This window comes from Pseudomonas sp. OF001, from assembly GCF_904426495.1.
Taxonomy (GTDB): domain Bacteria; phylum Pseudomonadota; class Gammaproteobacteria; order Pseudomonadales; family Pseudomonadaceae; genus Geopseudomonas.
On record NZ_CAJGBM010000008.1, the window covers coordinates 16,111 to 37,670 of the forward strand.

Annotated in this window: 21 protein-coding genes; 8 read left to right on the top strand and 13 right to left on the bottom strand. The window is 71.4% G+C overall.

The features are described from left to right. Positions 1-67 precede the first annotated feature (67 nt). Both ptsP and RA210_RS06090 read right to left on the bottom strand, forming a co-directional pair. Positions 68-2,347: a phosphoenolpyruvate--protein phosphotransferase gene (gene ptsP / locus RA210_RS06085; RefSeq protein WP_201485796.1), complete on the bottom strand. Its 2,280-nt coding sequence runs from the start codon at positions 2,345-2,347 to the stop codon at positions 68-70. Between the two features lie 48 nt (positions 2,348-2,395). Continuing rightward, entirely contained in the window at positions 2,396-2,875 is a 480-nt protein-coding gene (locus RA210_RS06090; protein WP_136491543.1) for an RNA pyrophosphohydrolase, read from the bottom strand. 143 nt (positions 2,876-3,018) lie between these two features. Between RA210_RS06090 and RA210_RS06095 the strand changes: the two genes are divergently transcribed. Beyond that, positions 3,019-3,675 (top strand): HAD family hydrolase, encoded by a 657-nt coding sequence (locus tag RA210_RS06095; protein WP_201485739.1) that lies wholly within the window; start codon positions 3,019-3,021, stop codon positions 3,673-3,675. A gap of 54 nt (positions 3,676-3,729) precedes the next feature. Here the strand turns inward: RA210_RS06095 and RA210_RS06100 are convergent, their stop codons facing one another. The 3 genes from RA210_RS06100 to ilvA form a co-directional block, all read right to left on the bottom strand. Then, positions 3,730-4,197: a DUF2269 family protein gene (locus tag RA210_RS06100; protein ID WP_201485740.1), complete on the bottom strand. Its 468-nt coding sequence runs from the start codon at positions 4,195-4,197 to the stop codon at positions 3,730-3,732. After that, positions 4,194-5,459: a DoxX-like family protein gene (locus RA210_RS06105; RefSeq protein ID WP_201485741.1), complete on the bottom strand. Its 1,266-nt coding sequence runs from the start codon at positions 5,457-5,459 to the stop codon at positions 4,194-4,196. Before RA210_RS06105 ends, RA210_RS06100 begins: the two co-directional genes overlap by 4 nt. Before the next feature lie 72 nt (positions 5,460-5,531). After that, positions 5,532-7,046: a threonine ammonia-lyase, biosynthetic gene (gene ilvA / locus RA210_RS06110; protein ID WP_136491795.1), complete on the bottom strand. Its 1,515-nt coding sequence runs from the start codon at positions 7,044-7,046 to the stop codon at positions 5,532-5,534. 142 nt (positions 7,047-7,188) lie between these two features. Between ilvA and rpiA the strand changes: the two genes are divergently transcribed. Together rpiA and RA210_RS06120 are read left to right on the top strand one after the other, a co-directional pair. Further along, positions 7,189-7,860, top strand: a complete 672-nt coding sequence (rpiA, locus tag RA210_RS06115; RefSeq protein WP_201485742.1) for a ribose-5-phosphate isomerase RpiA — start codon at positions 7,189-7,191, stop codon at positions 7,858-7,860. Between the two features lie 129 nt (positions 7,861-7,989). Continuing rightward, a complete protein-coding gene (locus tag RA210_RS06120) occupies positions 7,990-8,331 on the top strand; it encodes a YegP family protein (RefSeq protein WP_201485743.1) in 342 nt (113 codons plus the stop codon). Here the strand turns inward: RA210_RS06120 and RA210_RS06125 are convergent. The 3 genes from RA210_RS06125 to RA210_RS06135 all read right to left on the bottom strand — a co-directional run bounded on the left by RA210_RS06125 (position 8,328) and on the right by RA210_RS06135 (position 11,511). Further along, positions 8,328-9,233, bottom strand: a complete 906-nt coding sequence (locus RA210_RS06125) for an SdiA-regulated domain-containing protein (RefSeq protein ID WP_201485744.1) — start codon at positions 9,231-9,233, stop codon at positions 8,328-8,330. The genes RA210_RS06120 and RA210_RS06125 overlap by 4 nt on opposite strands. A gap of 115 nt (positions 9,234-9,348) precedes the next feature. After that, positions 9,349-10,014, bottom strand: a complete 666-nt coding sequence (locus tag RA210_RS06130; protein WP_201485745.1) for a fumarylacetoacetate hydrolase family protein — start codon at positions 10,012-10,014, stop codon at positions 9,349-9,351. Positions 10,015-10,116: 102 nt separating this feature from the next. Continuing rightward, positions 10,117-11,511 carry an FAD-binding oxidoreductase gene (locus RA210_RS06135; protein WP_136491618.1) on the bottom strand — a complete coding sequence of 465 codons (1,395 nt, stop codon included), beginning with the start codon at positions 11,509-11,511 and terminating at the stop codon, positions 10,117-10,119. A 183-nt stretch (positions 11,512-11,694) separates the two neighbouring features. On the opposite strand from RA210_RS06135, the gene serA reads away from it, so the two are divergent. Then, the gene (serA, locus tag RA210_RS06140) at positions 11,695-12,927 is read left to right on the top strand and encodes a phosphoglycerate dehydrogenase (RefSeq protein WP_136491617.1); all 1,233 of its coding nucleotides are present in this window, start codon (positions 11,695-11,697) and stop codon (positions 12,925-12,927) included. A gap of 58 nt (positions 12,928-12,985) precedes the next feature. Here serA and RA210_RS06145 read toward each other — a convergent pair whose 3' ends face one another. After that, positions 12,986-13,612 carry a 2OG-Fe(II) oxygenase gene (locus RA210_RS06145; protein ID WP_201485746.1) on the bottom strand — a complete coding sequence of 209 codons (627 nt, stop codon included), beginning with the start codon at positions 13,610-13,612 and terminating at the stop codon, positions 12,986-12,988. A gap of 174 nt (positions 13,613-13,786) precedes the next feature. Between RA210_RS06145 and RA210_RS06150 the strand changes: the two genes are divergently transcribed. Continuing rightward, positions 13,787-14,530, top strand: a complete 744-nt coding sequence (locus RA210_RS06150; RefSeq protein WP_201485747.1) for a hypothetical protein — start codon at positions 13,787-13,789, stop codon at positions 14,528-14,530. Between the two features lie 2 nt (positions 14,531-14,532). Here the strand turns inward: RA210_RS06150 and RA210_RS06155 are convergent, their stop codons facing one another. After that, a complete protein-coding gene (locus tag RA210_RS06155) occupies positions 14,533-15,903 on the bottom strand; it encodes a DUF3482 domain-containing protein (protein WP_201485748.1) in 1,371 nt (456 codons plus the stop codon). Next, positions 15,896-17,275 carry a DUF2868 domain-containing protein gene (locus RA210_RS06160; RefSeq protein ID WP_201485749.1) on the bottom strand — a complete coding sequence of 460 codons (1,380 nt, stop codon included), beginning with the start codon at positions 17,273-17,275 and terminating at the stop codon, positions 15,896-15,898. Before RA210_RS06160 ends, RA210_RS06155 begins: the two co-directional genes overlap by 8 nt. A gap of 98 nt (positions 17,276-17,373) precedes the next feature. Here RA210_RS06160 and RA210_RS06165 point away from each other — a divergent pair, with 98 nt between their 5' ends. Further along, entirely contained in the window at positions 17,374-17,901 is a 528-nt protein-coding gene (locus tag RA210_RS06165; RefSeq protein WP_201485750.1) for a dihydrofolate reductase, read from the top strand. Between the two features lie 25 nt (positions 17,902-17,926). Here the strand turns inward: RA210_RS06165 and RA210_RS06170 are convergent, their stop codons facing one another. Further along, positions 17,927-18,841, bottom strand: coding sequence for a histone deacetylase family protein (locus tag RA210_RS06170; RefSeq protein ID WP_201485751.1), 915 nt, complete (start codon positions 18,839-18,841; stop codon positions 17,927-17,929). Between the two features lie 253 nt (positions 18,842-19,094). Between RA210_RS06170 and tesB the strand changes: the two genes are divergently transcribed. Next, positions 19,095-19,970 (top strand): acyl-CoA thioesterase II, encoded by an 876-nt coding sequence (tesB, locus tag RA210_RS06175; RefSeq protein ID WP_201485752.1) that lies wholly within the window; start codon positions 19,095-19,097, stop codon positions 19,968-19,970. Positions 19,971-19,987: 17 nt separating this feature from the next. After that, on the top strand, positions 19,988-20,578 hold the full coding sequence (locus RA210_RS06180) for an HAD family hydrolase (protein ID WP_201485797.1): 591 nt from the start codon (positions 19,988-19,990) through the stop codon (positions 20,576-20,578). 8 nt (positions 20,579-20,586) lie between these two features. Here the strand turns inward: RA210_RS06180 and ypfJ are convergent, their stop codons facing one another. Next, positions 20,587-21,444 carry a KPN_02809 family neutral zinc metallopeptidase gene (gene ypfJ / locus RA210_RS06185; RefSeq protein WP_201485753.1) on the bottom strand — a complete coding sequence of 286 codons (858 nt, stop codon included), beginning with the start codon at positions 21,442-21,444 and terminating at the stop codon, positions 20,587-20,589. Positions 21,445-21,560 lie beyond the last annotated feature (116 nt).

The window sequence follows — 21,560 nt, forward strand, 5'->3', positions numbered from 1 at the left end:
GCAAAGCGGCATGGTACCGGATTGGCCGCCCGCGGCTCTAGGCTCCGGGTGAAATCGCGCGCCGGACTCAGCCCTGCACGCTGCCGCCCGGCGCCAGCATGCGGCTCAGGCCGAGGTTGCGCAGGTGCAGCTGCAGGGTGCTGTGGATCAGCGGGGCGTGGTCGAGGGCCAGCACCAGGTCGAGCAGCTCGCGCGCCTGCTCCAGCGACAGCTGGCGCAGCAGCCACTTCACCTTGGGCAGGTTGGTGGCGTTCATCGACAGCGAGTCGAAACCCATGGCCATCAGCAGCAGGGCGGCCGTCGGGTCTCCGGCCATCTCGCCGCAGATGCTCACCGGCTTGCCGACGCTGTGTGCATCGTCGACCACGCGCTTGAGCGCCTGCAGGATCGACGGGTGCAGGTAGTCGTAGAGGTTGGCCACCCGCGGGTTGTTGCGGTCGACCGCCAGCAGGTACTGGGTCAGGTCGTTGGAGCCGACCGACAGGAAGTCGACCTGGCGGGCCAGTTCGCGGGTCTGGAACACCGCGGCGGGGATCTCGATCATCACCCCCACCGGCGGCATGGGCACGTCGACGCCTTCCTCGCGCACCTCGCTCCAGGCGCGGTGCAAGAGGCGCTGCGCCTCCTCCAGTTCGGGCAGGCCGCTGATCATCGGCAGCAGGATGCGCAGGTTCTCCAGGCCCTCGCTGGCCTTGAGCATGGCGCGCGCCTGGACCAGGAAGATCTCCGGGTGGTCGAGGGTGACGCGGATGCCGCGCCAGCCGAGGAAGGGGTTCTCTTCCTTGATCGGGAAGTAGGACAGCGCCTTGTCGCCGCCGATGTCGAGGGTGCGCATGGTCACCGGCAGCGGGTGGAAGGCCCTGAGCTGGTCGCGGTAGATCGCCACCTGCTCCTTCTCGCTGGGGAAGCGCTCGTTGGTCATGAACGGCACTTCGCTGCGGTACAGGCCGACGCCCTCGGCACCGCGCTCCTGGGCGCGGGCGATGTCGGCGAACAGCCCGGTGTTGACCCACAGCGGCATGCGGTGGCCGTCGGTGGTCTCGCAGGGCAGGCTGCGCAGGGCATCGAGGCCGCGGTTGAGCTGGCGCTCCTCCTCGGCGATCTCGCTGAACTGGCGGCGCAGGCCGGGAGAGGGGTTGGTGAACACGTCGCCGCGGTTGCCGTCGACGATCAGCTCGATGCCGTCGAGCATGGTGTAGGGCAGGTCGACCGCGCCCATCACCGTGGGGATGCCCATGGCGCGGGCGAGGATGGCGACGTGCGAGTTGCTCGAGCCGGTCACCGAGACCAGGCCGGCCAGCTTGCCGGGCGGCACCTCGCCGAGCATCGCCGGCGACAGCTCCTCGCTGACCAGGATGGTGCTGTCCGGGTAGACCAGCTTCTGCTGGCGGGCCTGCTGCAGATAGGCGAGGATGCGCCGGCCGATGTCCTTGATGTCCGAGGCGCGCTCGCTGAGGTAGGCGTCGTCCATCAGCTCGAAGCGCTGCACATGGCCGTTGACCACCTGGCGCAGGGCGCCCTGGGCCCACTGGCCGGTCTCGATGACCTTGATGACTTCGCCGGCGATCGAGGCGTCGTCGAGCATCATCAGGTAGACGTCGAACAGCGCGCGCTCCTCCTGGCGCAGCTGGCTGGCCAGCCGCGCGGACAGCTCGCGCATGTCCTTTCGCACCGCCTCGACGGCGTTGTAGAAGTAGGCGATCTCGCCGTCGATGTCGTCGACCGGGCGGTCCGGCACCACCTCGAGGTCGGCCGGCGGCAGCACCACCACGGCGCTGCCGAGGGCCACGCCGGGCGAGCCGGGTACGCCGAGGAAGCGGGTGTCGGGAGTGGCCTTGCCCTGCTTGCCGAGGCCGCGGATCGAGCCGGTCGCTTCGGCGTGGGCGATCACCCCGGCGAGCTGGGCGCTCATGGTGACCAGGAAGGCTTCCTCGCCCTCGTCGAACTGGCGGCGCTCCTTCTGCTGCACCACCAGCACGCCCATCACCCGGCGGTGGTGGATGATCGGCGCGCCGAGGAAGGAGGCGTAGCGCTCCTCGCCGGTCTCGGCGAAGTAGCGGAAGCGCGGGTGGCTGGAGGCGTCCTCGAGGTTGAGCGGCTCCTCGCGGGTGCCGACCAGGCCGACCAGGCCCTCGCTGGGCGCCATGCTGACCTGGCCGATGGAGTCCTTGTTGAGGCCTTCGGTGGCCATCAGCACGAAACGGTTGCTCTGCGGGTCGAGCAGGTACACCGAGCAGACCTGGGTGCCCATGGCTGCACGCACGCGCTCGACGATGATCGCCAGGGCGGTATCGAGATCCCGGGCGGCGTTGACCTCCTGGATGATCTTGCGCAGCGTGTGGAGCATGGTCAAAGGTTGGGCGCTCCTCTACAGGTCGGCCTCGGATTAAAGGACTCAGTCGCGGATCGGCAGGCGCGGCGCCAGTTCCTTCAGGGCGCGGCGGTACACCTCGCGCTTGAAGGACACCACCTGGCCCAGCGGATACCAGTAGCTGACCCAGCGCCAGCCGTCGAATTCCGGTTTGCCGGTCAGGTCCATGCGCACCCGCTGCTCGTCGCCGGTCAGGTGCAGGAGGAACCACTTCTGCTTCTGGCCGATGCACAGCGGCTGGCTGTGGGTGCGCACCAGGCGCTGCGGCAAACGATAGCGCAACCAGCCGCGCGTGCAGGCGAGGATGCGCACATCCTGGGGCTCCAGGCCGACTTCCTCGTTCAATTCGCGAAACAGTGCCTCTTCCGGCGACTCCTGCGGGTTGATGCCACCCTGGGGAAACTGCCAGGCATCCTGGTTGATGCGTCGCGCCCACAGCACCTGACCGACTTCATTGGCCAGGATGATGCCGACATTCGGTCGGAAACCATCGGGATCGATCACGGCGGATACCTCGAAACATATATGCCCGGATTGTTCCACAAAGCCCGTCACAGCGGCAACGCGGATGCGGCGGCGCGTGGGCAGCCCCGACAAAACGGGGTAGGCTTGGTCGTTCCCATCCCTGTCCGAAGAGAATTCCCATCGTGCGTCTGGCCCTGTTCGACCTCGACAACACCCTGCTGGCCGGCGACAGCGACCATGCCTGGGGCGACTGGCTGTGCCGGCGCGGCATCCTCGACGCAGCCACCTACAAGGCGCGCAACGACGAGTACTACGAGGACTACCTGGCCGGCCGCCTGGACATCCAGGCCTACCTGAACTTCTGCCTGGCGGTGCTCGGCCAGTACGACCGCGCGCAGCTGGACGCCTGGCACCGCGAGTTCATGGCCGAGTGCATCGAGCCGATCATCCTGCCCAGGGGCGAGGCGCTGCTCGCCGAGCACCGCGCCGCCGGCGACCGGCTGGTGATCATCACAGCCACCAACCGCTTCGTCACCGCGCCGATCGCCGCGCGCCTGGGCGTCGACACCCTGCTGGCCACCGAGTGCGAGATGCAGGACGGGCAGTACACCGGGCGCACCACCGACATTCCCTGCTTCCGCGAGGGCAAGGTCACCCGCCTGGAGCGCTGGCTGCTGGAGAACGGCATGAGCCTGGCCGGCAGCACCTTCTACAGCGACTCGCGCAACGATCTGCCGCTGCTGGAGCAGGTCGACCAGCCGGTGGCGGTCGACCCCTGCGCGGAGCTGCGCGCCATCGCCGAACAGCGCGGCTGGCCGGTGATCTCGCTGCGCGGCTGATATGCCGCGCTTGAACGAAGACGGCGCCTGCGGGCGCCGTCGTCGTTTCCGGCTTCAGGCGGGCTTGACCACCATCAGGAAGAAGATCACCACGAAGGCGGCGAACGCCGGCCAGCCGAGGGCGAACCACCAGGCCATGTAGCGCCCGGCCAGCGCCGGCAGCGGCGTGCCGTCGCGCTCGGCCTGCACGGCGAGGTCGCGCACGCGGATCTGCAGCCACACCACCGGCAGCCAGCACAGCCCGGCGAGGACATAGAGGACCAGGGTCACCAGCAGCCAGTGCTGGCCGAGCGGCCAGCCGCCCAGGTGGACCATGGCCAGGCCGCTGAGCGGCTGGAGGATGGCGGTGGGCGTGGTGAACAGCCAGTCGGCGGCGACCAGGTGGCGGAAGGTGGTGGCGATGGTCGTCACCTGGGCGCTTTTCCAGGCGCGCCAGGCGTAGTACGCCGAGCCGAGGCCGGTGCCGAACAGCAGGGTGGAGGAGAGGATGTGCAGGGTCTTCAGCAGCAGGTAGAGGGTCATGCTTCGCTCCGTCCTTGAGCGGGTGGCAGCCACAGCAGCCACAGGCTGACCGCCAGCAGCACCAGGTTCTTGCCGACGCCCTGGAAGGGATCGAACCAGTAGTGCGGCAGCAGCCAGGTGATCAGCGCCGTGTAGGCGAGCATCAGGGCGACCTGCGCCTGCAGCGCGCGGCGGCGCCAGCGCCGCCACAGCAGGCCGAGGCCGAGGGCGCCGTCGAGCAGGGCGCCGCCGGTCACGGCGATGCGCGCCGGCCAGCCGTCGATGCCGGCCTCGGCGAGGATGCGCAGGCCCCAGGCGAGGCCGGGGCCGAGGCAGGCCAGCGCGGTGCCCAGCCAGACCAGCACCAGCAGGGCCAGCAGCAGCGGCTGCATGATCAGGCCGAGGCTCTCGCTCGCCTGCGGCCAGTCGTGCAGGCGCATCTCCAGCGGCAGGCAGCGGTAGCCGCAGGTCGCGGCCAGCGGTTCGGGCGAGGCCAGGTTGTCGCGCCGGGCCAGGCGCAGGGTCTGGCGGTTCAGCGCGCGCCAGCTCAGGCGCTCGCCGAGCAGCGCGCCGAGGGCGGCCAGCGGCCGCGGCAGCGTCCAGTAGCGCCCCGGCCCCCAGCCCTGGGCGGCGCGCAGGCGGTCGACGATCTGGCCCATGGTCAGCGCTTCGGGGCCGACCAGCGCCAGGCTGCACGGCTGCGCCGGCCAACTGGCCAGCAGGGCGAGCACCGCGGCGCACAGGTCGTCGACGTGCAGCGGCTGCAGGCGCGCGCGGTTGTCCAGCAGCGGCGTCCACGGCCAGGGCGACAGGCGCTGCAGCCAGCGGCTGCTGGCCGCGCCGGGGCCGAGCACCAGCGAGGGACGCAGCACCACGGCGGGAATGCCGAGGCCGAGCAGGTGGCGCTCGGCGGCGGCCTTGCTGGCGAGGAAGGCGGTGTCCGGGCCGTCCTCGGCGCCGAGGGCGGAGATCTGCAGCACCCGTGCGCCATGGGCGGCGGCCAGCTCGAACAGCGCGCAGGCGCCGAGGTGCTGCACCTCGTCCAGCTGCGTGCGGTCGCTGGACAGCAGGCCGGCGGCGTTGATCACCAGCTCGACGCCCTCCGGCCAGGCGAAGCTGCGCGGGTCGCGGGCCAGTTCGGCCAGGTCCAGCGCCAGCCAGTCGCCGCTGGCGGCCGGATCGGGCTGGCGCGCCGTGGCGAGGATCTGGTGGCCGGCCGCGCGCAGCGCGACATGCAGGTGGCGGCCGAGGAAGCCGCCGGCGCCGACCAGCAGGATGCGCATCAGCGCGTCCTCCGGGTCGACAGGGGGAGCGGGCGGGGCATGGCGATCACCTCCCTGTGATCGTGCGCGGCGTCAGCCGAGGAACAGGCGGTAGGCCGGGTCGTCGCTGGCGCACCAGTACGGGTAGCCGATGCCGTCCAGCGCCTCGGTGAGCAGCGCCAGGTCGGCGTCCGGCACCTGCATGCCGACCAGCACGCGGCCGTCGGCGGCGCCGTGGTTGCGGTAGTGGAACATCGAGATGTTCCAGCGCCCGCCCAGCTTGTTGAGGAAGTTGAACAGCGCGCCGGGGCGCTCGGGGAACTCGAAGCGGTAGACCCGCTCGTTCTCCGCGCCCGGGGCGTGGCCGCCGACCATGTGACGGATGTGCAGCTTGGCCAGCTCGCTGTCGGTCAGGTCGAGCACCGGGAAGCCCTGCTCGCGCAGGCCGGCGACCAGTTGCTCGCGCGGGTCGTTCTCCGGGTGGGTCTGCACGCCGACGAAGATGTGCGCCTGGTCCGGGCGGTTGAAGCGGTAGTTGAACTCGGTGATCGAGCGCTTGCCCAGCGCCTGGCAGAACGCCTTGAAGCTGCCCGGCTTCTCCGGGATGGTCACCGCGATGATCGCCTCGCGCTGCTCGCCCAGTTCGGCGCGCTCGGCGACGTAGCGCAGGCGGTCGAAGTTGACGTTGGCGCCCGAGTCGATGGCCACCAGGGTCTGCCCGGACACGCCCTCGCGCTGCACGTAGCGCTTGATCCCGGCCACGCCCAGGGCGCCGGCCGGCTCGGTGATCGAGCGGGTGTCGTCGTAGATGTCCTTCATCGCCGCGCAGATCTCGTCGGTGGTCACGGTGACCACCTCGTCGACGTGCTCGCGGCAGATGCGGAAGGTTTCGGCGCCGATCTGCGCCACCGCCACGCCGTCGGCGAACAGGCCGACCTGGCTGAGCACCACGCGCTCGCCGGCGGCCATGGCGGCGCGCAGGCAGTCTGACTCCTCGGGCTCGACGCCGATCACCTTGATGTCCGGGCGCAGGTACTTGACGTAGGCGGCGATGCCGGCGATCAGGCCGCCGCCGCCGACCGGCACGAAGATCGCGTCCAGGCGCCCCGGCTGCTGGCGGAGGATCTCCATGGCCACGGTGCCTTGCCCGGCGATCACCTCGGGGTCGTCGTAGGGATGCACGAAGGTGTAGCCCTTCTCCTCGACCAGCTTCAGGCAGTGCGCCAGCGCCTCGGGGAAGGCCTCGCCGTGCAGCACTACCCGCGCGCCGCGGGCGCGCACCGCCTGCACCTTGATGTCCGGGGTGGTCCTGGGCATGACGATCACCGCCTTGATGCCGAGCTTCTTCGCCGCCAGGGCCAGGCCCTGGGCGTGGTTGCCGGCCGAGGCGGCGATCACCCCGCGCGCCTTCTCCTCCTCGCTGAGCAGCGCGGCCTTGTGGTAGGCGCCGCGGATCTTGAAGGAGAACACCGGCTGCAGGTCCTCGCGCTTGAGCAGGATCTGGTTGTTCAGCCGCTCGGAGAGGCTGCGCGCCGGTTGCAGGGGAGTTTCCACCGCCACGTCGTAGACGGGCGAGGTGAGGATCTTCTTGACGTACTGTTCGAGCATCGGAGGGGTTCGCAGGCGGGCTGGCACAATGGGCCCGAGTCTACTCCTGCACGCGCCGGACGGCCAAGGCAAAGGCCGCACTTTGCGCGGCTTGGCGCTATAATGCCGGCCGTTTTCTCCCTCCTTCTTCGCGGAGTCCGTCATGACCCAGGATCAGCTCAAGCAGGCAGTCGCCCAGGCCGCCGTCGACTTCATTCGCCCGCGTCTCGATGGCAAGAGCATCGTCGGCGTCGGCACCGGCTCCACCGCCAACTGCTTCATCGACGCCCTGGCTAGGATCCGCCACGACTTCGACGGCGCCGTGGCCAGCTCCGAGGCCACCGCCGCGCGTCTGAAGAGCCACGGCATCCCGGTCTACGACCTCAACGGCATCGCCGAGCTGGAGTTTTACGTCGACGGCGCCGACGAGGCCGACGCCCGGCTGCAGCTGGTCAAGGGCGGCGGCGGCGCGCTGACCCGCGAGAAGATAGTCGCGGCGGTGGCGCGCACCTTCGTGTGCATCGCCGACCAGAGCAAGCTGGTCGAGCGTCTCGGCGCCTACCCGCTGCCGGTCGAGGTGCTGCCGATGGCGCGCAGCCACGTGGCCCGCGAGCTGGTCAAGCTGGGCGGCGACCCGGTGTACCGCGAGGGCTTCGTCACCGACAACGGCAACATCATCCTCGACGTGCACAACCTGTACATCACCGATGCGGTGGCTCTGGAGCGCGAGATCAACAACATCGTCGGCGTGGTCACCAACGGCCTGTTCGCCGCCCGCCCGGCCGACCTGCTGCTGCTCGGCACCGCCGAGGGCGTGCGCCGCCTCGAGCGCTGAGCCCCGTCCCCGGTCGATCCCGACGCCGGCCTGCCTCGCGCAGGCCGGCGTTTTTTCTGCGCGACCGGCAGCCGGCGCGCATGCCGTCTAGCTTTATCGCAGGCACAGCGTCATGCGAGGAGACAGACCATGTCCGGCAAGTTCCGTCTGAGCAAGGCCGCCAACGGCCAGTTCCACTTCCATCTCGAGGCCGGCAACGGTCAGGTCATCCTGTCCGGCGAGCAGTACAAGGCCAAGGATTCGGCGCTCAACGGCATCGCCTCGGTGCGCAGGAACGCCGTGCGCGACGGCGCCTTCGAGCCGCTGACCGCCAGGGACGGGCGGCCCTACTTCGTGCTCAAGGCCAGCAACGGCCAGGTGATCGGCCAGAGCCAGCTGTACGCCAGCGCCGCCAGCTGCAACCAGGGTATGGAGTCGGTGAAGAAGCATGCACCCGAGGCGGAGCTGGTCGACGAAACCCTGGCCGGCTAGTGCTGCTGCGGTCGGCGACTGAACACGTAGAAGCGGTTCGGCTCGCCGACCACGTAGATGTTGCCGGCGGCGTCCATGGCCACGCCCTCGGCCTGCGCGATGCCGCGTACCAGGCCGTGCAGGCCGCCGAACAGGCTGATGAAGCTGCGCGGCTTGCCCTCCAGGTCGAGCTCGACCAGCAGGCGCGACTCGTCGGAGAGCAGCAGGGTGTGGCCGCTGCGCGGATCGATGGTCACCGAGGACAGGTCGCGCACCAGCAGGTGGGCGCCGGGGACCGGCTCGAGGATGCCGGCGGCGCCGTCCTCGCCGGGGAACGGCAGGCTGAACAGGCCCAGCGGGTCGCGCTCCTTGGCCAGCAGCAGGCGCCGGGTGTGCGGGTTCCAGGCCAGCCCCTCGAAGCCCTTGTTGCCGGCCGCGGCGAAGCCCAGGTCGTAGCTGGGCAGCGTGGCCAGGTCGAGATGCTCGATGCCCGGTTCGAGATGGAACACCGCCAGCAGGCGGCGGCGCTCGTCGACGATGGCCAGGCGGCCGTCGCCGAGGGCCTCGACGGCCTCGGGATCGGAGAAGCCCTCCAGGCGGATGCGCCGCAGGATCACCCCGCCGGGGGTGAACTCGACCAGCTGCGGGTTCTGCCCGGTGACGGTGAACAGGGTGCCGGTCAGCGGGTTCCATGTCAGCCCCGAGGTCTCGTCCTCCGCGAGGCCGGCCAGTTCCGTTTCCAGCACCAGGCGGTAGTCCGGCAGCCAGATGCCGCCCTGGCGCTCGCTCTCGCTGGCGCGCTGTTCCCGCCAGTACAGGCCGAGGCGGTCGTCCAGGTGCAGCAGGTGGGCGGCGATCAGTCCGGTGGCCAGGGCCAGCAGCAGGCTGGCGGACAGCAGGCGCCGGCGGCGGGAAGCAGGCATGGGGTGACGCACTCCGTTGGTCGGGCGCGACAGGATGCCAGAGGCGCGGCGGCGGGTTATGAAAAAAGCGTGAAGGCGCGAGCGGACCCGGCGGGTCCGCCCGTTACGGCCGGCTTCAGAGCACGCGGCTCTCGAAGGCGCACAGGCCGGGCAGCTCGAGCAGCAGCTGGTCGCCGCGGCCCAGCGGGCCGACGCCGGCCGGGGTGCCGGTGAGCACCACGTCGCCCGGCTGCAGGGAGAAGTGGCCGCTGATGTAGCGGATCAGCGGCAGGATCGGGGTCAGCATGTCGTGGCTATGGCCGTCCTGGCGCAGTTCGCCGTTGACGGTCAGGCGCACGCCGATGCCGGCCAGATCCTCCACCGCGTCGGCGGGGACGAAGGGCGACAGCGGGCAGGCGCCGTCGAAGGCCTTGGCGATCTCCCAGGGATGGCCCTTGTCCTTGAGGCGCGCCTGTACCTCGCGCAGGGTCAGGTCCAGGGCCACGCCGAAGCCGGAGATGGCGTCGAGGATCTCCTCGTCGCCGGGCTGGGTCGACAGCGGCTTGCCGATCAGCACGGCGATCTCGGTCTCGTAGTGCACCTCGCCGCGGTCTTCGGGGATGGCGAAGCCGCCCTCGAGATCGACCACCGCGGTGGCCGGCTTGATGAACAGCAGCGGCTCGCTGGGTACCGGATTGTTCAGTTCCTTCGCGTGCTCGGCGTAGTTGCGGCCGACGCAGACCACCTTGCCCAGCGGGAAGTGGATGCGGGTGCCGTCGACGTACTGGTGCTGGTAGCTCATGACTGACTCCTGATGATCCTTGGCGCGGAAAACGGCCGCAGGCTGGCTCCACCGTTCGCGGTCGGGGTGGAAGACGCACTGCGGTCTGCCACCCCGGGCGAATCAGGCCGGGAAGATCTTGCCGGGGTTCATGATCCCGTTGGGATCGAACACCGCCTTGACCGCCTTCATGTAGGCGATTTCCTCGGCCGAGCGACTGTAGCCCAGGTAGTCGCGCTTGGTCATGCCCATGCCGTGCTCGGCGCTGATCGAGCCGTGGTACTTCTCGACGGTCTCGAACACCCACTTGTTGACGGTGGCGCACCTGGCGAAGAAGTCTTCCTTGGCCATGGCGTCGGGCTTGAGGATGTTCAGGTGCAGGTTGCCGTCGCCGATGTGGCCGAACCAGACGATCTCGAAGTCCGGGTAGTGTTCGCCGACGATGGCGTCGATTTCCTTGAGGAACGCCGGCACCTTGGACACGGTGACCGAGATGTCGTTCTTGTACGGGGTCCAGTGGCTGATGGTCTCGGAGATGTACTCGCGCAGCTTCCACAGGTTCTGCAGCTGCTGCTCGCTCTGGCTCATCACGCCGTCGAGCACCCAGCCCTGCTCGACGCAGTGCTCGAACAGCTCCAGCGCTGCGTTGGACACCTCCTCGCTGCTGGCTTCGAACTCGAGCAGCGCGTAGTACGGGCACTCGGTCTCGAAGGCCGCCGGCACGTCGCCGCGGGCCAGCACCTTGGCCAGCGCCTTGTCGGAGAAGAACTCGAAGGCGGTCAGGTCGAGCTTGCTCTGGAAGGCGTGCAGCACCGGCATGATCGAGTCGAGGTCGGCGGCGCCGAGGACCATGGCGGTGAGGTTCTTCGGCGCGCGCTCCAGGCGCATGGTCGCCTCGACGACGAAGCCCAGGGTGCCCTCGGCGCCGATGAACAGCTGGCGCAGGTCGTAGCCGGTGGCGTTCTTGATCAGGTCGCGGTTCAGCTCGAGGATGTCGCCCTTGCCGGTGACCACCTTGAGGCCGGCCACCCAGTTGCGGGTCATGCCGTAGCGGATCACCTTGATGCCGCCGGCATTGGTGCCGATATTGCCGCCAATTTGACTCGAACCTGCAGAAGCAAAATCGACCGGGTAGTACAGGCCCTGCTCCTCGGCGAAGTTCTGCAGCTGCTCGGTGACCACCCCGGCCTGGCAGCGCACGGTGCGGTCGAAGGCGTTGAACTCGAGAACCTTGTTCATGTAGTCGAAGGCCACCACCACCTCGCCGTGGGCGGCGACGGCGCCGGCGGACAGGCCGGTGCGGCCGCCCGAGGGCACCAGGGCGACCTTGCGCTCATTGGCCCAGCGCACGATGGCCTGCACTTCCTCGATGGACTTGGGGAAGGCGATGGCCAGCGGTGCCGGGGCGAACTGCTTGGTCCAGTCCTTGCCGTAGGCGTCCAGGGAGGCGGCGTCGGTCAGCACCTTGCCGGGCTCGACCAGGGTCTTCAGTTCTTCGATCAGGGCAGCTTGGCTCATCTGCGGAAATCTCGGGCGGTTCATGGTCACCCTGAGCAGGCTTCATGCTCGGGGATGGGCGCTTCGCGGGGGCGCTATGGTAGCATACGCACCCCGCCGATCGCGCCCGCCGCCGACTTGCGGGTCGGCACAGCCCGCGCTGTCCACCGCCCAGACAACCCCCGGGACAACAGGTTTACGCAGATGAGCAAGACGACCTCTCTCGACAAGAGCAAGATCAAGTTCCTTCTTCTCGAAGGTGTGCACCAGAACGCCGTGGATACCCTCAAGGCCGCCGGCTACACCAACATCGAGTACCTGAAGGGCGCGCTGTCCGAGGAGGAGCTGAAGGAGAAGATCGCCGACGTGCACTTCATCGGCATCCGCTCGCGTACCCAGCTGACCGAGGAAGTCTTCGACTGCGCCAAGAAGCTGGTCGCCGTCGGCTGCTTCTGCATCGGCACCAACCAGGTCAACCTCAACGCCGCCCGCGAGCGCGGCATCGCCGTGTTCAACGCGCCTTACTCCAACACCCGCTCGGTGGCCGAGCTGGTGCTCGCCGAGGCCATCCTGCTGCTGCGCGGCATCCCGGAGAAGAACGCCTCCTGCCACCGCGGCGGCTGGATCAAGTCGGCGGCCAACTCCTTCGAGATCCGCGGCAAGAAGCTCGGCATCGTCGGCTACGGCTCGATCGGCACCCAGCTTTCCGTGCTGGCCGAGGCCATGGGCATGCAGGTCTACTTCTACGACGTGGTGACCAAGCTGCCGCTGGGCAACGCGCAGCAGATCGGCTCGCTGCACGAGCTGCTGGGCATGGCCGACATCGTCTCCCTGCACGTGCCGGAGCTGCCGTCCACCCAGTGGATGATCGGCGAGAAGGAAATCCGCGCCATGAAGAAGGGCGGCATCCTGATCAACGCCGCGCGCGGCACCGTGGTCGAGCTGGACCACCTGGCCGAGGCGATCAAGGACGAGCACCTGATCGGCGCCGCCATCGACGTGTTCCCGGTCGAGCCGAAATCCAACGATGAAGACTTCGTCAGCCCGCTGCGCGGCCTGGATCGCGTGATCCTCACCCCGCACATCGGCGGCTCCACCGCCGAGGCGCAGGCCAACATCGGCCTGGAAGTGGCCGAGAAGCTGGTCAAGTACAGCGACAACGGCACCTCGGTGTCCTCGGTCAACTTCCCGGAAGTGGCCCTGCCGTCGCACCCGGGCAAGCACCGCCTGCTGCACATCCACCAGAACATCCCGGGCGTGATGAGCGAGATCAACAAGGTGTTCGCCGACAACGGCATCAACATCGCCGGCCAGTTCCTGCAGACCAACGAGAAGGTCGGCTACGTGGTGATCGACGTCGACAAGGAGTACTCCGACCTGGCGCAGCAGAAGCTGCAGGAAGTCAACGGCACCATCCGCTGCCGCGTGCTGTTCTAAGCGCAGCCGGATGAACGAAGAAGGGAGGCCGAGGCCTCCCTTCTTCGTTTCTGCACGCCTACAGCGGCCCGCTGCCGCGCCGCCGGTACCAGCCGGTCAGCGACAGGCGCTCGCGGCTGGCCGGCAGTACCTCGTGGGGGAAGTCGCCCGACATGAACACCACCAGGGTGCCGGCGGCGGGCAGCACGTCGCGCTCCTCGCCGTCCGGCAGCTCGATGCGCAGCGCGCCGCCGTGCTGCGCCTGCCAGTCGTCGTTGAGATAGAACACCGTGGTCACCGTGCGCCGGTCGTCGTCGCGGAAGCGGTCGAGGTGGCGGCGGTAGAAGCTGCCCGGCGGGTACAGGGCGAAGTGGCACTCGTAGTCCTCGAGGCCGAGGAACAGCTCGCGGTTGAGCGCCACGCGCAGTTCGTCGAGCAGGTCGAGGTAGCGGTCGGTGGCCGGCGTCTCGCCGCGGCCCAGCCACTGGATGTGATCGCCGCGGATGGCCTCGTCGATCAGCTGGCCGCTGCCGCGGCCCACCGAGGCGCGCGCCAGGCGGCCGGCGGCGTGGCGGCGGCGGCATTCGGCGGCCAGTTCGGCGGTCAGCCCGGCCGGCAGGGCGAGGGGCTGCACCGACCAGCCCTGGCTGGCCAGATCGTCGAGAATCCGCTCGAGGAGCGGCGGGGAGGCGGTATCGATGTCCATGGCCCATTCTAGCGGGGCCGCCCCCGCCGACAGAAGTGGGCGCCGCCCATTCGTCGTGCGCCGCGCCGCTGCCGTGCGGTCCCGGCGGGTGCGGTGCGACGTCCGGCCGCAGTCGCGCCTCGACAAGCCCCGGGCCCGGCACCGACAATACGCCCCTGTTTCGCGGGAGTTGCCATGCGTGTCCTGATTGCCCTCGTCCTCTGCGTCGTCAGCCTGCTGAGTCGGGCCGACGAGCACGACCTGCTCTACGAACTGGCCGGCTGGCCGCAGCAGCGCGAGCACTTCAGCGCCGCCCTGCTCGCCGCCCAGCAGCGCTACCAGGGCAGCCTGCCGCCGGCGGTGTACCAGGCGCTGGTGGACAACAGCAACCGCCGCTTCGCGCCGCAGGCGATGGACCAGCGCGCCCTGGCCAGCCTGCGCCAGGGGCTGCCCGATCCGCTGCCGGCGATCCGCTTCTTCGACAGCCCACTGGGCCGCGCCGTGGTCGAGCGCGAGGTGCGCGCCACCGCGCCCGCCGAGCTGAACCGCCATGCCGACGGCCTGCCGCAGATGAACGCCTCGGCGGAGCGGCGCGCCCTGGTGCAGCGCCTGGGCAAGGCGCTGCCGGCGCGCGAGGCCGGCGCCGAGGTCAGCGTGGCGCTGGCCGGGGTGGCCGCCGACAGCCTCAGCCAGATGCTGCCCGGGCTGTCCGGCACGTTGCTGGGCGACGGCATGCCGCAGGAGCTGCTCGGCGGCCAGCGCGAGCGGGTGATGCAGCAGATCGCCGGCCAGCTGGAGAACACCCTGCTGTACGTCTATCGCGACCTCGACGACGCCCAGCTGGCCGAGTACGTGGCCTTCGCCGAGTCGGTCGAGGGCCAGGTCTACTACCGCGCGGCGCTGCAGGCGATCCGTGCCGGACTGCAGGGCGGGCAGTAGCCCTATTCCTGCAGCTGCGCCGCCAGCCGGCGGATTTCCTCCTGGCGTTCGGCCTGCTGCGGGCGGGCGCCTGCATTCAGCGTCGACCACTCGGGATGGGCGCGGGCCCGCTGCAGCGCCTCCGGCAGTTTTCCTTCGCGCCAGGCCTGCTGCTGCGGGTTGTCCACGCGGATCGGCTGCTGCGCGGCATGGCCGCGGCCTTCCAGCGCGGTCAGCAGCTGGCGCTGGCGCAGGGCCAGCAGGCGCAGCACGGCGTCGTCGACGCTCAGCTCGCGCTGGCCGGTGAGCCTGCCCTTGAGGCGTTCGCCGTAGTTGCGCAGGGTCTGCCAGGTGCCGCCGGCCAGCGCACCCAGCGCCGCGGCGGCGCCCAGGGTCAGGCCGCCGACCAGCAGGTCGATGCCGGCCCCGGCCGCCGCGCCGGCGGCCATGCCGCCACCGACCTTCACCCCCAGCTGCTTCAGGGTTTCCGGATGGAACAGGTCGTCGCCCCAGCGCCCGTCCTGCAGCGGCAGCTCGCCGGCGGCGGCATCGCCCCGGCGGAAGGCGTACAGGGCGAGCAGGGCCTCGACGCAGCGCTGTTCGTGCCCGCGCAGCTCGCCACGCAGGCGCTCGACGGCGGCGCTCAGGCTGGCGGGGTCGCCGTCCACCAGGCGCCGGCAGGCGGCGGCGTCGACCAGCAGCTCGGCGATCAGCCGCGCGCCCGCCGTGCGCCGGGCGCCGCGCTGCGCCTGGTGGTCGGCGATCAGCCGCTCCAGCTGCGGCCGTGCGCGCTCCAGCAGCAGCGCCAGGCTCTGGTACAGGCGCTGCTCGCCGTCGGTCGGCGGCGCCACGCTGTCGAAGGCGACCAGCGCGTGCAGGCCGAGGCGGGCCAGCGCGGCGCGCCAGTCGTCCTCGCGGTGGCCGGGGGCGGCGACGAAGTTGAGCACCGGCAGCAGCGGCCGGCCGCAGTCGGCCAGCACCGCCAGCTCGTCGCGGTACTTGGCCAGCACCGGCTCGCGGGCGTCGATCACGTACAGCCCGGCGTCGGACACCAGCAGCTGGCGCAGCACCTTGGCTTCCTGCTCGAAGCGCCCGCGGGCCTCGGGGCCGGCGAGAAAGCGGGCGAGGCGTTCCGGGCCGTCGAGGCGCGCGGCGGCCGGGGCGAGGGCGTCGAGATGGTCGCGCAGGGCGATGGCGTCCTCCAGGCCCGGGGTGTCGTACAGCTCGAGCAGCGCCTCGCCGTCCACCGACAGGCGCGCGCCCTCGACGTGGCGGGTGGTGCTGGGCCGGTGCGACACCTCGCCGAAATCCACGTCGCGGGTCAGGGTGCGCAGCAGCGAGGTCTTGCCGACGTTGGTGTGGCCGACCACGGCGAGTTTCAGTGCATCAGTCATGGCCGCTCTCCAGCCAGCGCCAGGGGGGCTCGGTGGCACAGGGCAGCTGCAGGTCGGCGAGGGCCGCCTGCCAGTCGCCCAGGCGCGCGGGGTCGAGGGTTTCGTCCGGCGGCGCCGGCAGCAGCCAGACGCGCGTGTCGCCAACGCTGCGCGCCAGCTCGCCGAGCAGGCCGAGGGTGCCGCGGTCCGGCGAGCGGCGCGGGTCGCAGGCGACCAGCAGGCGCGCCGCGGGGCGCATGGCGAGACGTTCGAGCAGGGCGCGGCGGCTGGCGCCGTCGTCGAGGAGGCCGGCGTCCTCGACGACGGGCGGCAGCGCCGGTGGCCAGGGCCGGCGCGGATCGAGCTCGACCGCCACCAGCAGCGCGCCACCGGCCGGGCGTTCGGCGTGACCGGCGCGCGGCTGGTGCAGCTGCGCCGGCGCCGGATCGCCGACGCCGAGACGCTCGCTGGACGGCAGCAGGCGTTCGCGCAGGCGGCTGTAGCCGGGCTGGGCGAGGTCCAGGTCGAGGCGGGCGAGGCCGCGCCGCCAGCGCCACAGGCAGAGCAGGGCGAGCAGCGCGCGCGGCAGCAGGCCGTAGACCGCGAAGACGCCGAGCAGCCAGGCGGCCCAGGTCTGCCGCGCCGCCTCGCCGCCGACCACCGCCTCGCCGCTGGCGCGCAGCAGCTCGAGATCCGGCTGCGGGAAGCCGAGCAGGGCGGGCAGGGCGCCGAGGGCGTGGATCAGCGCGGCGAAGCCGTCCGCCGGCAGCAGGGTGGTCTCCCAGACGAAGCCGTAGCGCCGGCTGGCGAGCAGGGCCAGCAGCACCGCCAGCGCGGCGAGCAGGGCGAGCAGCCACAGGCCGTGGCTGAGCAGACCGAGCGCCCAGCGCTGCAGGCCGGCGCGGGCGAGCAGCAGGGTCAGCGCCGGGCCGAGGCGGGCGCTGCGGCTGTCGCGGGCCAGGCGGCCGCCGAGGTCCAGCCACAGGCGGCCGAGGGCGCTGCCGGCGTCGCCGCCGAGCAGCGCGCCCAGCGCCCAGGCGGCGAGGCTGAGCAGATGCAGGCCGAGCAGGCTGCCCAGCGCCCACAGCAGGTTGACCGGGCGCGTGCCGTCGCCCAGCGCCGCCAGGGCCAGCCCGGCGCCGCTGCCCAGCGCCAGCACGGCGAGCAGCAGCAGGGCCAGGCGCGCGCCCTGGCGCCAGTGCGCCGCGGCCAGGTCGAGGCCGTCGCGGCTGGCCAGCCGTTCGGCGCGGGCGAGGATGCGCCGGTGCAGGTCGCCGCCGCCGGCGCGCGCCTGGCGGCAGGCCTCGGCGTCCTCCAGCGGGCCGGCCTGCTCCTCGGTCAGGCGCAGGGTTTCGGCGAGCCAGAGGGCTTCGGGGATGGACTCGAGCGGCAAGGGGACTCCATGTCGGCGGGGCTGATGGGCAGAGGATAACCGCTGCGCGCCGGCGCCGGCATCGTCAGCTCCGCTGTCGGCTGCTATCCTCGCGCCCCATGAACACTCCGACGCTCCCCCTCGCCCTGATCGCCGCGCTGGCCGACAACCGCGTGATCGGCATCGACAACCGCCTGCCCTGGCACCTGCCGGCGGACCTCAGGCACTTCAAGGCCCTGACCCTCGGCAAGCCGATCATCATGGGCCGCAAGACCTGGGACTCGCTGGGCCGCCCGCTGCCCGGCCGGCTCAACCTGGTGGTCAGCCGCCAGGCCGGCCTCGCGCTGGACGGCGCCGAGGTGCTGCCCTCGCTCGCGGCGGCCATCGCCCGCGCCGAGCAGTGGGCGCGCGCGCAGGGCGTCGACGAGCTGATGCTGATCGGCGGCGCCGAGCTGTACGCCCAGGGCCTGCCGCTGGCGCAGCGCCTGTACCTGACCCGGGTGCACCTCGCCCCGCAGGGCGATGCCTTCTTCCCCGCGTTCGCCGAGGACGACTGGCGGCTGGCCGGGCGCGAGGCGCACGCGGCCGACGGCGAGACGCCGGCGCATGCCTACGAGCGCTGGGAGCGCGCGCAGCCGCTGGCGTGACGGCGCACCGTGGCCTTAGGGGCGCTCAGCCCAGGCCGAATTCTTCCCAGACCTGCGCCGCACCGTGGTGGAGGATGCCGTGGCGGCGCGCCAGCGCCTGGCGGTCGCGGTCGTAGCCGCCGCCGATCACGCAGGCCACCGGGATGTCGCGGGACAGGCAGTGGCGCAGCACCGCCAGGTCGCGCGCGGCGATGCCGGCGTCGCTGAGTTCGAGCAGGCCGAGCACGTCGTCCTTGTGCACGTCCACCCCGGCGTCGTAGAGCACCAGGTCCGGCTGGTAGAGGTGCAGCAGGTAGCCGAGCGCCTCGTCCACCGTCTGCAGGTAGGCGGCGTCGCCCATCCCCGCCGGCAGGTCGAAGTCCCAGTCGCTGCGCGCCTTGCGCGGCGGGAAGTTGCCTTCGCAGTGCAGCGACACGGTCACCGCGTCGCGGCAGTCTTCCAGCAGGGTGGCGGTGCCGTCGCCCTGGTGCACGTCGCAGTCGAAGATCAGCAGGCGGTGCACCCGGCCGCTCTCCAGCAGCTGGCGGGCGACCACCGCCAGGTCGTTGAACACGCAGAAGCCCGAGGGGCGCTCGCGATGGGCGTGGTGGGTGCCGCCGGCCAGATGGCAGGCCAGGCCGTGCTGCAGGGCCAGCTCGGCGGTCAGCAGCGAGCCGCCCTGGGCGCGCAGGGTACGGCGCACCAGCCCCTCGCTCCACGGCAGGCCGAGCTGGCGCTCCAGCTCGCGCGGCAGCGCGCCGGCGACGAAGCGCTCAATGTAGTCCGCGGCGTGGGTGAGGGCGAGGATGTCGAGCGGGCAGGGCTGCGGGCTGTGCCAGGCGGCCGCCGGCAGGCTGGCGCGCAGGTGCTCGTGGAGCAGGCGATACTTCTCCATCGGGAAGCGATGCCCGGCCGGCAGCGGCGGGCTGTAGTCGGGGTGGTAGACCAGCGGCAGGGGCATGGGCGGCGGCCAGCGGGCGGGACGGAACGGCATTATGCGCCGTGGCGCGACGCGCCGGGGAGAGAGGCTCGGCCTGCCGTCGGTCGGCGCGTCCTGCGCTGCAACATCGGCCCTCGGCGCAGCCGACAGCCACCGGGAAAATCGTTACCATCGTCACCATTGCACGGTCCCGTGACGCGGCTCCGACCGCCCGGGCGATCATTCCGGCCCGCGCCCGGGGCGCCGGCCTCCCCGCATCTGAAGGAGATACAGCATGACCCAAGTGCTCGACGAGCTGGTGGCCCTGCTCAGCCTGGAAACCATCGAGGAAAACCTGTTCCGCGGCGTCAGCCAGGACCTCGGTTTCCGCCAGCTGTTCGGCGGCCAGGTGATCGGCCAGTCGCTGTCGGCGGCCAGCCAGACGGTGGCGGCGGACCGGCACATGCACTCCATGCACGCCTACTTCCTGCGCCCGGGCGATGCCACCCAGCCGGTGGTCTACCAGGTCGACCGGGTGCGCGACGGCGGCAGCTTCACCACCCGCCGCGTGCTGGCGATCCAGAAGGGCCGGCCGATCTACAGCTGCAGCGTGTCCTTCCAGCAGGAGGAGGAGGGCTTCAGCCACCAGGTGCCGACGATGCCCGACGTGCCGGGGCCGGAGGAACTGCTCTCCGAGCAGGAGCTGTGCGGCGCGCTGGGCTCGGAGCCGGTGGAGGGCATGCGCGAGCGCCTGCACTTCGAGATGCCGATCGAGATCCGTCCGGTCGAGCCGGCCGACGTCGGCCACCCGCAGCCGCGCGCGCCCTACAAGTACCTGTGGGTACGCGCCGCCGGCACGCTGCCGGACAACCCGGCGCTGCACAAGTACCTGATGGCCTACGCCAGCGACTTCGGCCTGCTGACCACCGCGCTGCTGCCCCACGGGGTGTCCTTCTGGCAGCGCTCGATGCAGATCGCCAGCCTCGACCACTCGCTGTGGTTCCACCGCAACGACCTGCGCGCCGACCAGTGGCTGCTGTTCGCCCTGGACAGCCCGTGGGCCGGCAACGGCCGCGGCTTCACCCGCGGCAACATCTTCAGCCGCGAGGGCGAGCTGCTCGCCTCGGTGGTCCAGGAAGGCCTGATCCGTCATCGCCCGGACTGGGCCTGAGCGTGGTCGGCAGCGCGATGCGCCTGGCGCGGCTGCGCCACTGGGTGTTCGACATGGACGGCACCCTGACCGTCGCCGTGCACGACTTCGCGGCGATCCGCCGCGCCCTGGACATCCCGGCGCAGGACGACATCCTCGCCCACCTGGCCGCGCTGCCGGCGCCGGAGGCGGCGGCCAAGCACGCCTGGCTGCTGGCCCACGAGCGCGAGCTGGCCGAGGCGGCGCGCCCGGCGCCGGGCGCCCTGGAGCTGGTGCGCGGCCTGCACGGGCGCGGCTGCCGCCTGGGCATCCTCACCCGCAACGCGCGGCCGCTGGCGCTGGTCACCCTGGAGGCGGTCGGCCTGCTCGACTGCTTCGCGGTGGACGACATCCTCGGCCGCGACGAGGCGCCGCCCAAGCCGCAGCCGCACGGCCTGCTGCAGCTGGCGGCGCGCTGGGCGGTGGCGCCGGCCGAGCTGGCGATGGTCGGCGACTACCTCCACGACCTGTCCTGCGCCCGCGCCGCCGGCGCGCGCAGCGTGCTGGTCAACCACCCGGAAAACCCCTGGCCGCAGCTGACCGACCTGTTCGCCCGCGACTGCGCCGAGCTGCAGCGCCTGCTCGGCTGACGGCGGCGCTACAGGCGGGCGCTCTGGAAGGTGTCGCAGCGCCCCGGCTCGCCGGTGTCGAAGCCGATGCGGAACCAGCGCACGCGCTGCGCCGAGGTGCCGTGGGTGAAGGCGTCCGGCACCACCTGGCCCCGGGTCTGGTGCTGCAGGCGGTCGTCGCCGATGGCGTTGGCGGCGTTCAGCGCCTCCTCCAGGTCGCCCGGTTCCAGCCAGTCGAGGCGACGCTGGGCGTGGTGCGCCCAGACCCCGGCCAGGCAGTCGGCCTGCAGCTCCTGGCGCACCAGCAGGCCGCTGGCGCCCTCGACCCGCTCGCCGCGCTGGCGGGCGGCATTGACCCGCGCGGAGACGCCGAGCAGGGTCTGCACGTGGTGGCCGACCTCGTGGGCGATCACGTAGGCCTGGGCGAAGTCGCCGGCGGCGGCGAAGCGCTGCTCCAGCTCGCGGAAGAACTCGAGGTCGAGATACACCTGACGGTCGCCCGGGCAGTAGAAGGGGCCGACCGCCGCGCTGGCGAAGCCGCAGGCGGAGTCCACGCTGCCGCTGAACAGCACCAGGCGCGGCTCCTGGTACTGGCGGCCGCCGGCCTGGAACAGCGCGTGCCAGGTGTCCTCGGTGTCGCCGAGCACGGCGCGGACGAACTCGCTGGCCTCGTCGCCCGGCTGGCCGCCGCCCGCGCCCGGCGCCGGCAGCTGCTGCATCAGCTCGCCGCCGAGCTGGCCGAGGATCTGCAGCGGGTCCTTGCCCATCAGCAGGCCGAGCACCACGATGGCGGCGATGCCGCCGAGGCTCAGCTTGCCGCCGCCGATGCGCCCGCCGCCGCGGGCGTCCACCACATTGTCGCTGCGTCGTGCCCGTTTCCAGCGCATCGCCTCTCTCCCGTCGTGCGCGGCGCCTGCCGCATTCCCTGCAGTGTCGCCGCAGCTCGCCGCGCTGGCCAGGCCGATCGTCCGCCCCCTCGCGCAGGTGCTCGGCCGCTGCCTAT

What these genes read in the sequence shown, in the direction of transcription:
- RA210_RS06180 (WP_201485797.1), top strand. Translation starts at nt 19,988, where the DNA reads ATGCGCCTGGCGCGGCTGCGCCACTGGGTGTTCGACATGGACGGCACC.
- rpiA (WP_201485742.1), top strand. Translation starts at nt 7,189, where the DNA reads ATGACCCAGGATCAGCTCAAGCAGGCAGTCGCCCAGGCCGCCGTCGAC.
- RA210_RS06130 (WP_201485745.1), bottom strand. Translation starts at nt 10,014, where the DNA reads ATGAGCTACCAGCACCAGTACGTCGACGGCACCCGCATCCACTTCCCG.
- ptsP (WP_201485796.1), bottom strand. Translation starts at nt 2,347, where the DNA reads ATGCTCCACACGCTGCGCAAGATCATCCAGGAGGTCAACGCCGCCCGG.
- RA210_RS06105 (WP_201485741.1), bottom strand. Translation starts at nt 5,459, where the DNA reads ATGCGCATCCTGCTGGTCGGCGCCGGCGGCTTCCTCGGCCGCCACCTG.
- RA210_RS06125 (WP_201485744.1), bottom strand. Translation starts at nt 9,233, where the DNA reads ATGCCTGCTTCCCGCCGCCGGCGCCTGCTGTCCGCCAGCCTGCTGCTG.
- RA210_RS06150 (WP_201485747.1), top strand. Translation starts at nt 13,787, where the DNA reads ATGCGTGTCCTGATTGCCCTCGTCCTCTGCGTCGTCAGCCTGCTGAGT.
- ypfJ (WP_201485753.1), bottom strand. Translation starts at nt 21,444, where the DNA reads ATGCGCTGGAAACGGGCACGACGCAGCGACAATGTGGTGGACGCCCGC.
- RA210_RS06165 (WP_201485750.1), top strand. Translation starts at nt 17,374, where the DNA reads ATGAACACTCCGACGCTCCCCCTCGCCCTGATCGCCGCGCTGGCCGAC.
- serA (WP_136491617.1), top strand. Translation starts at nt 11,695, where the DNA reads ATGAGCAAGACGACCTCTCTCGACAAGAGCAAGATCAAGTTCCTTCTT.
- RA210_RS06145 (WP_201485746.1), bottom strand. Translation starts at nt 13,612, where the DNA reads ATGGACATCGATACCGCCTCCCCGCCGCTCCTCGAGCGGATTCTCGAC.
- RA210_RS06170 (WP_201485751.1), bottom strand. Translation starts at nt 18,841, where the DNA reads ATGCCCCTGCCGCTGGTCTACCACCCCGACTACAGCCCGCCGCTGCCG.
- RA210_RS06100 (WP_201485740.1), bottom strand. Translation starts at nt 4,197, where the DNA reads ATGACCCTCTACCTGCTGCTGAAGACCCTGCACATCCTCTCCTCCACC.
- ilvA (WP_136491795.1), bottom strand. Translation starts at nt 7,046, where the DNA reads ATGCTCGAACAGTACGTCAAGAAGATCCTCACCTCGCCCGTCTACGAC.
- RA210_RS06135 (WP_136491618.1), bottom strand. Translation starts at nt 11,511, where the DNA reads ATGAGCCAAGCTGCCCTGATCGAAGAACTGAAGACCCTGGTCGAGCCC.
- RA210_RS06155 (WP_201485748.1), bottom strand. Translation starts at nt 15,903, where the DNA reads ATGACTGATGCACTGAAACTCGCCGTGGTCGGCCACACCAACGTCGGC.
- tesB (WP_201485752.1), top strand. Translation starts at nt 19,095, where the DNA reads ATGACCCAAGTGCTCGACGAGCTGGTGGCCCTGCTCAGCCTGGAAACC.
- RA210_RS06120 (WP_201485743.1), top strand. Translation starts at nt 7,990, where the DNA reads ATGTCCGGCAAGTTCCGTCTGAGCAAGGCCGCCAACGGCCAGTTCCAC.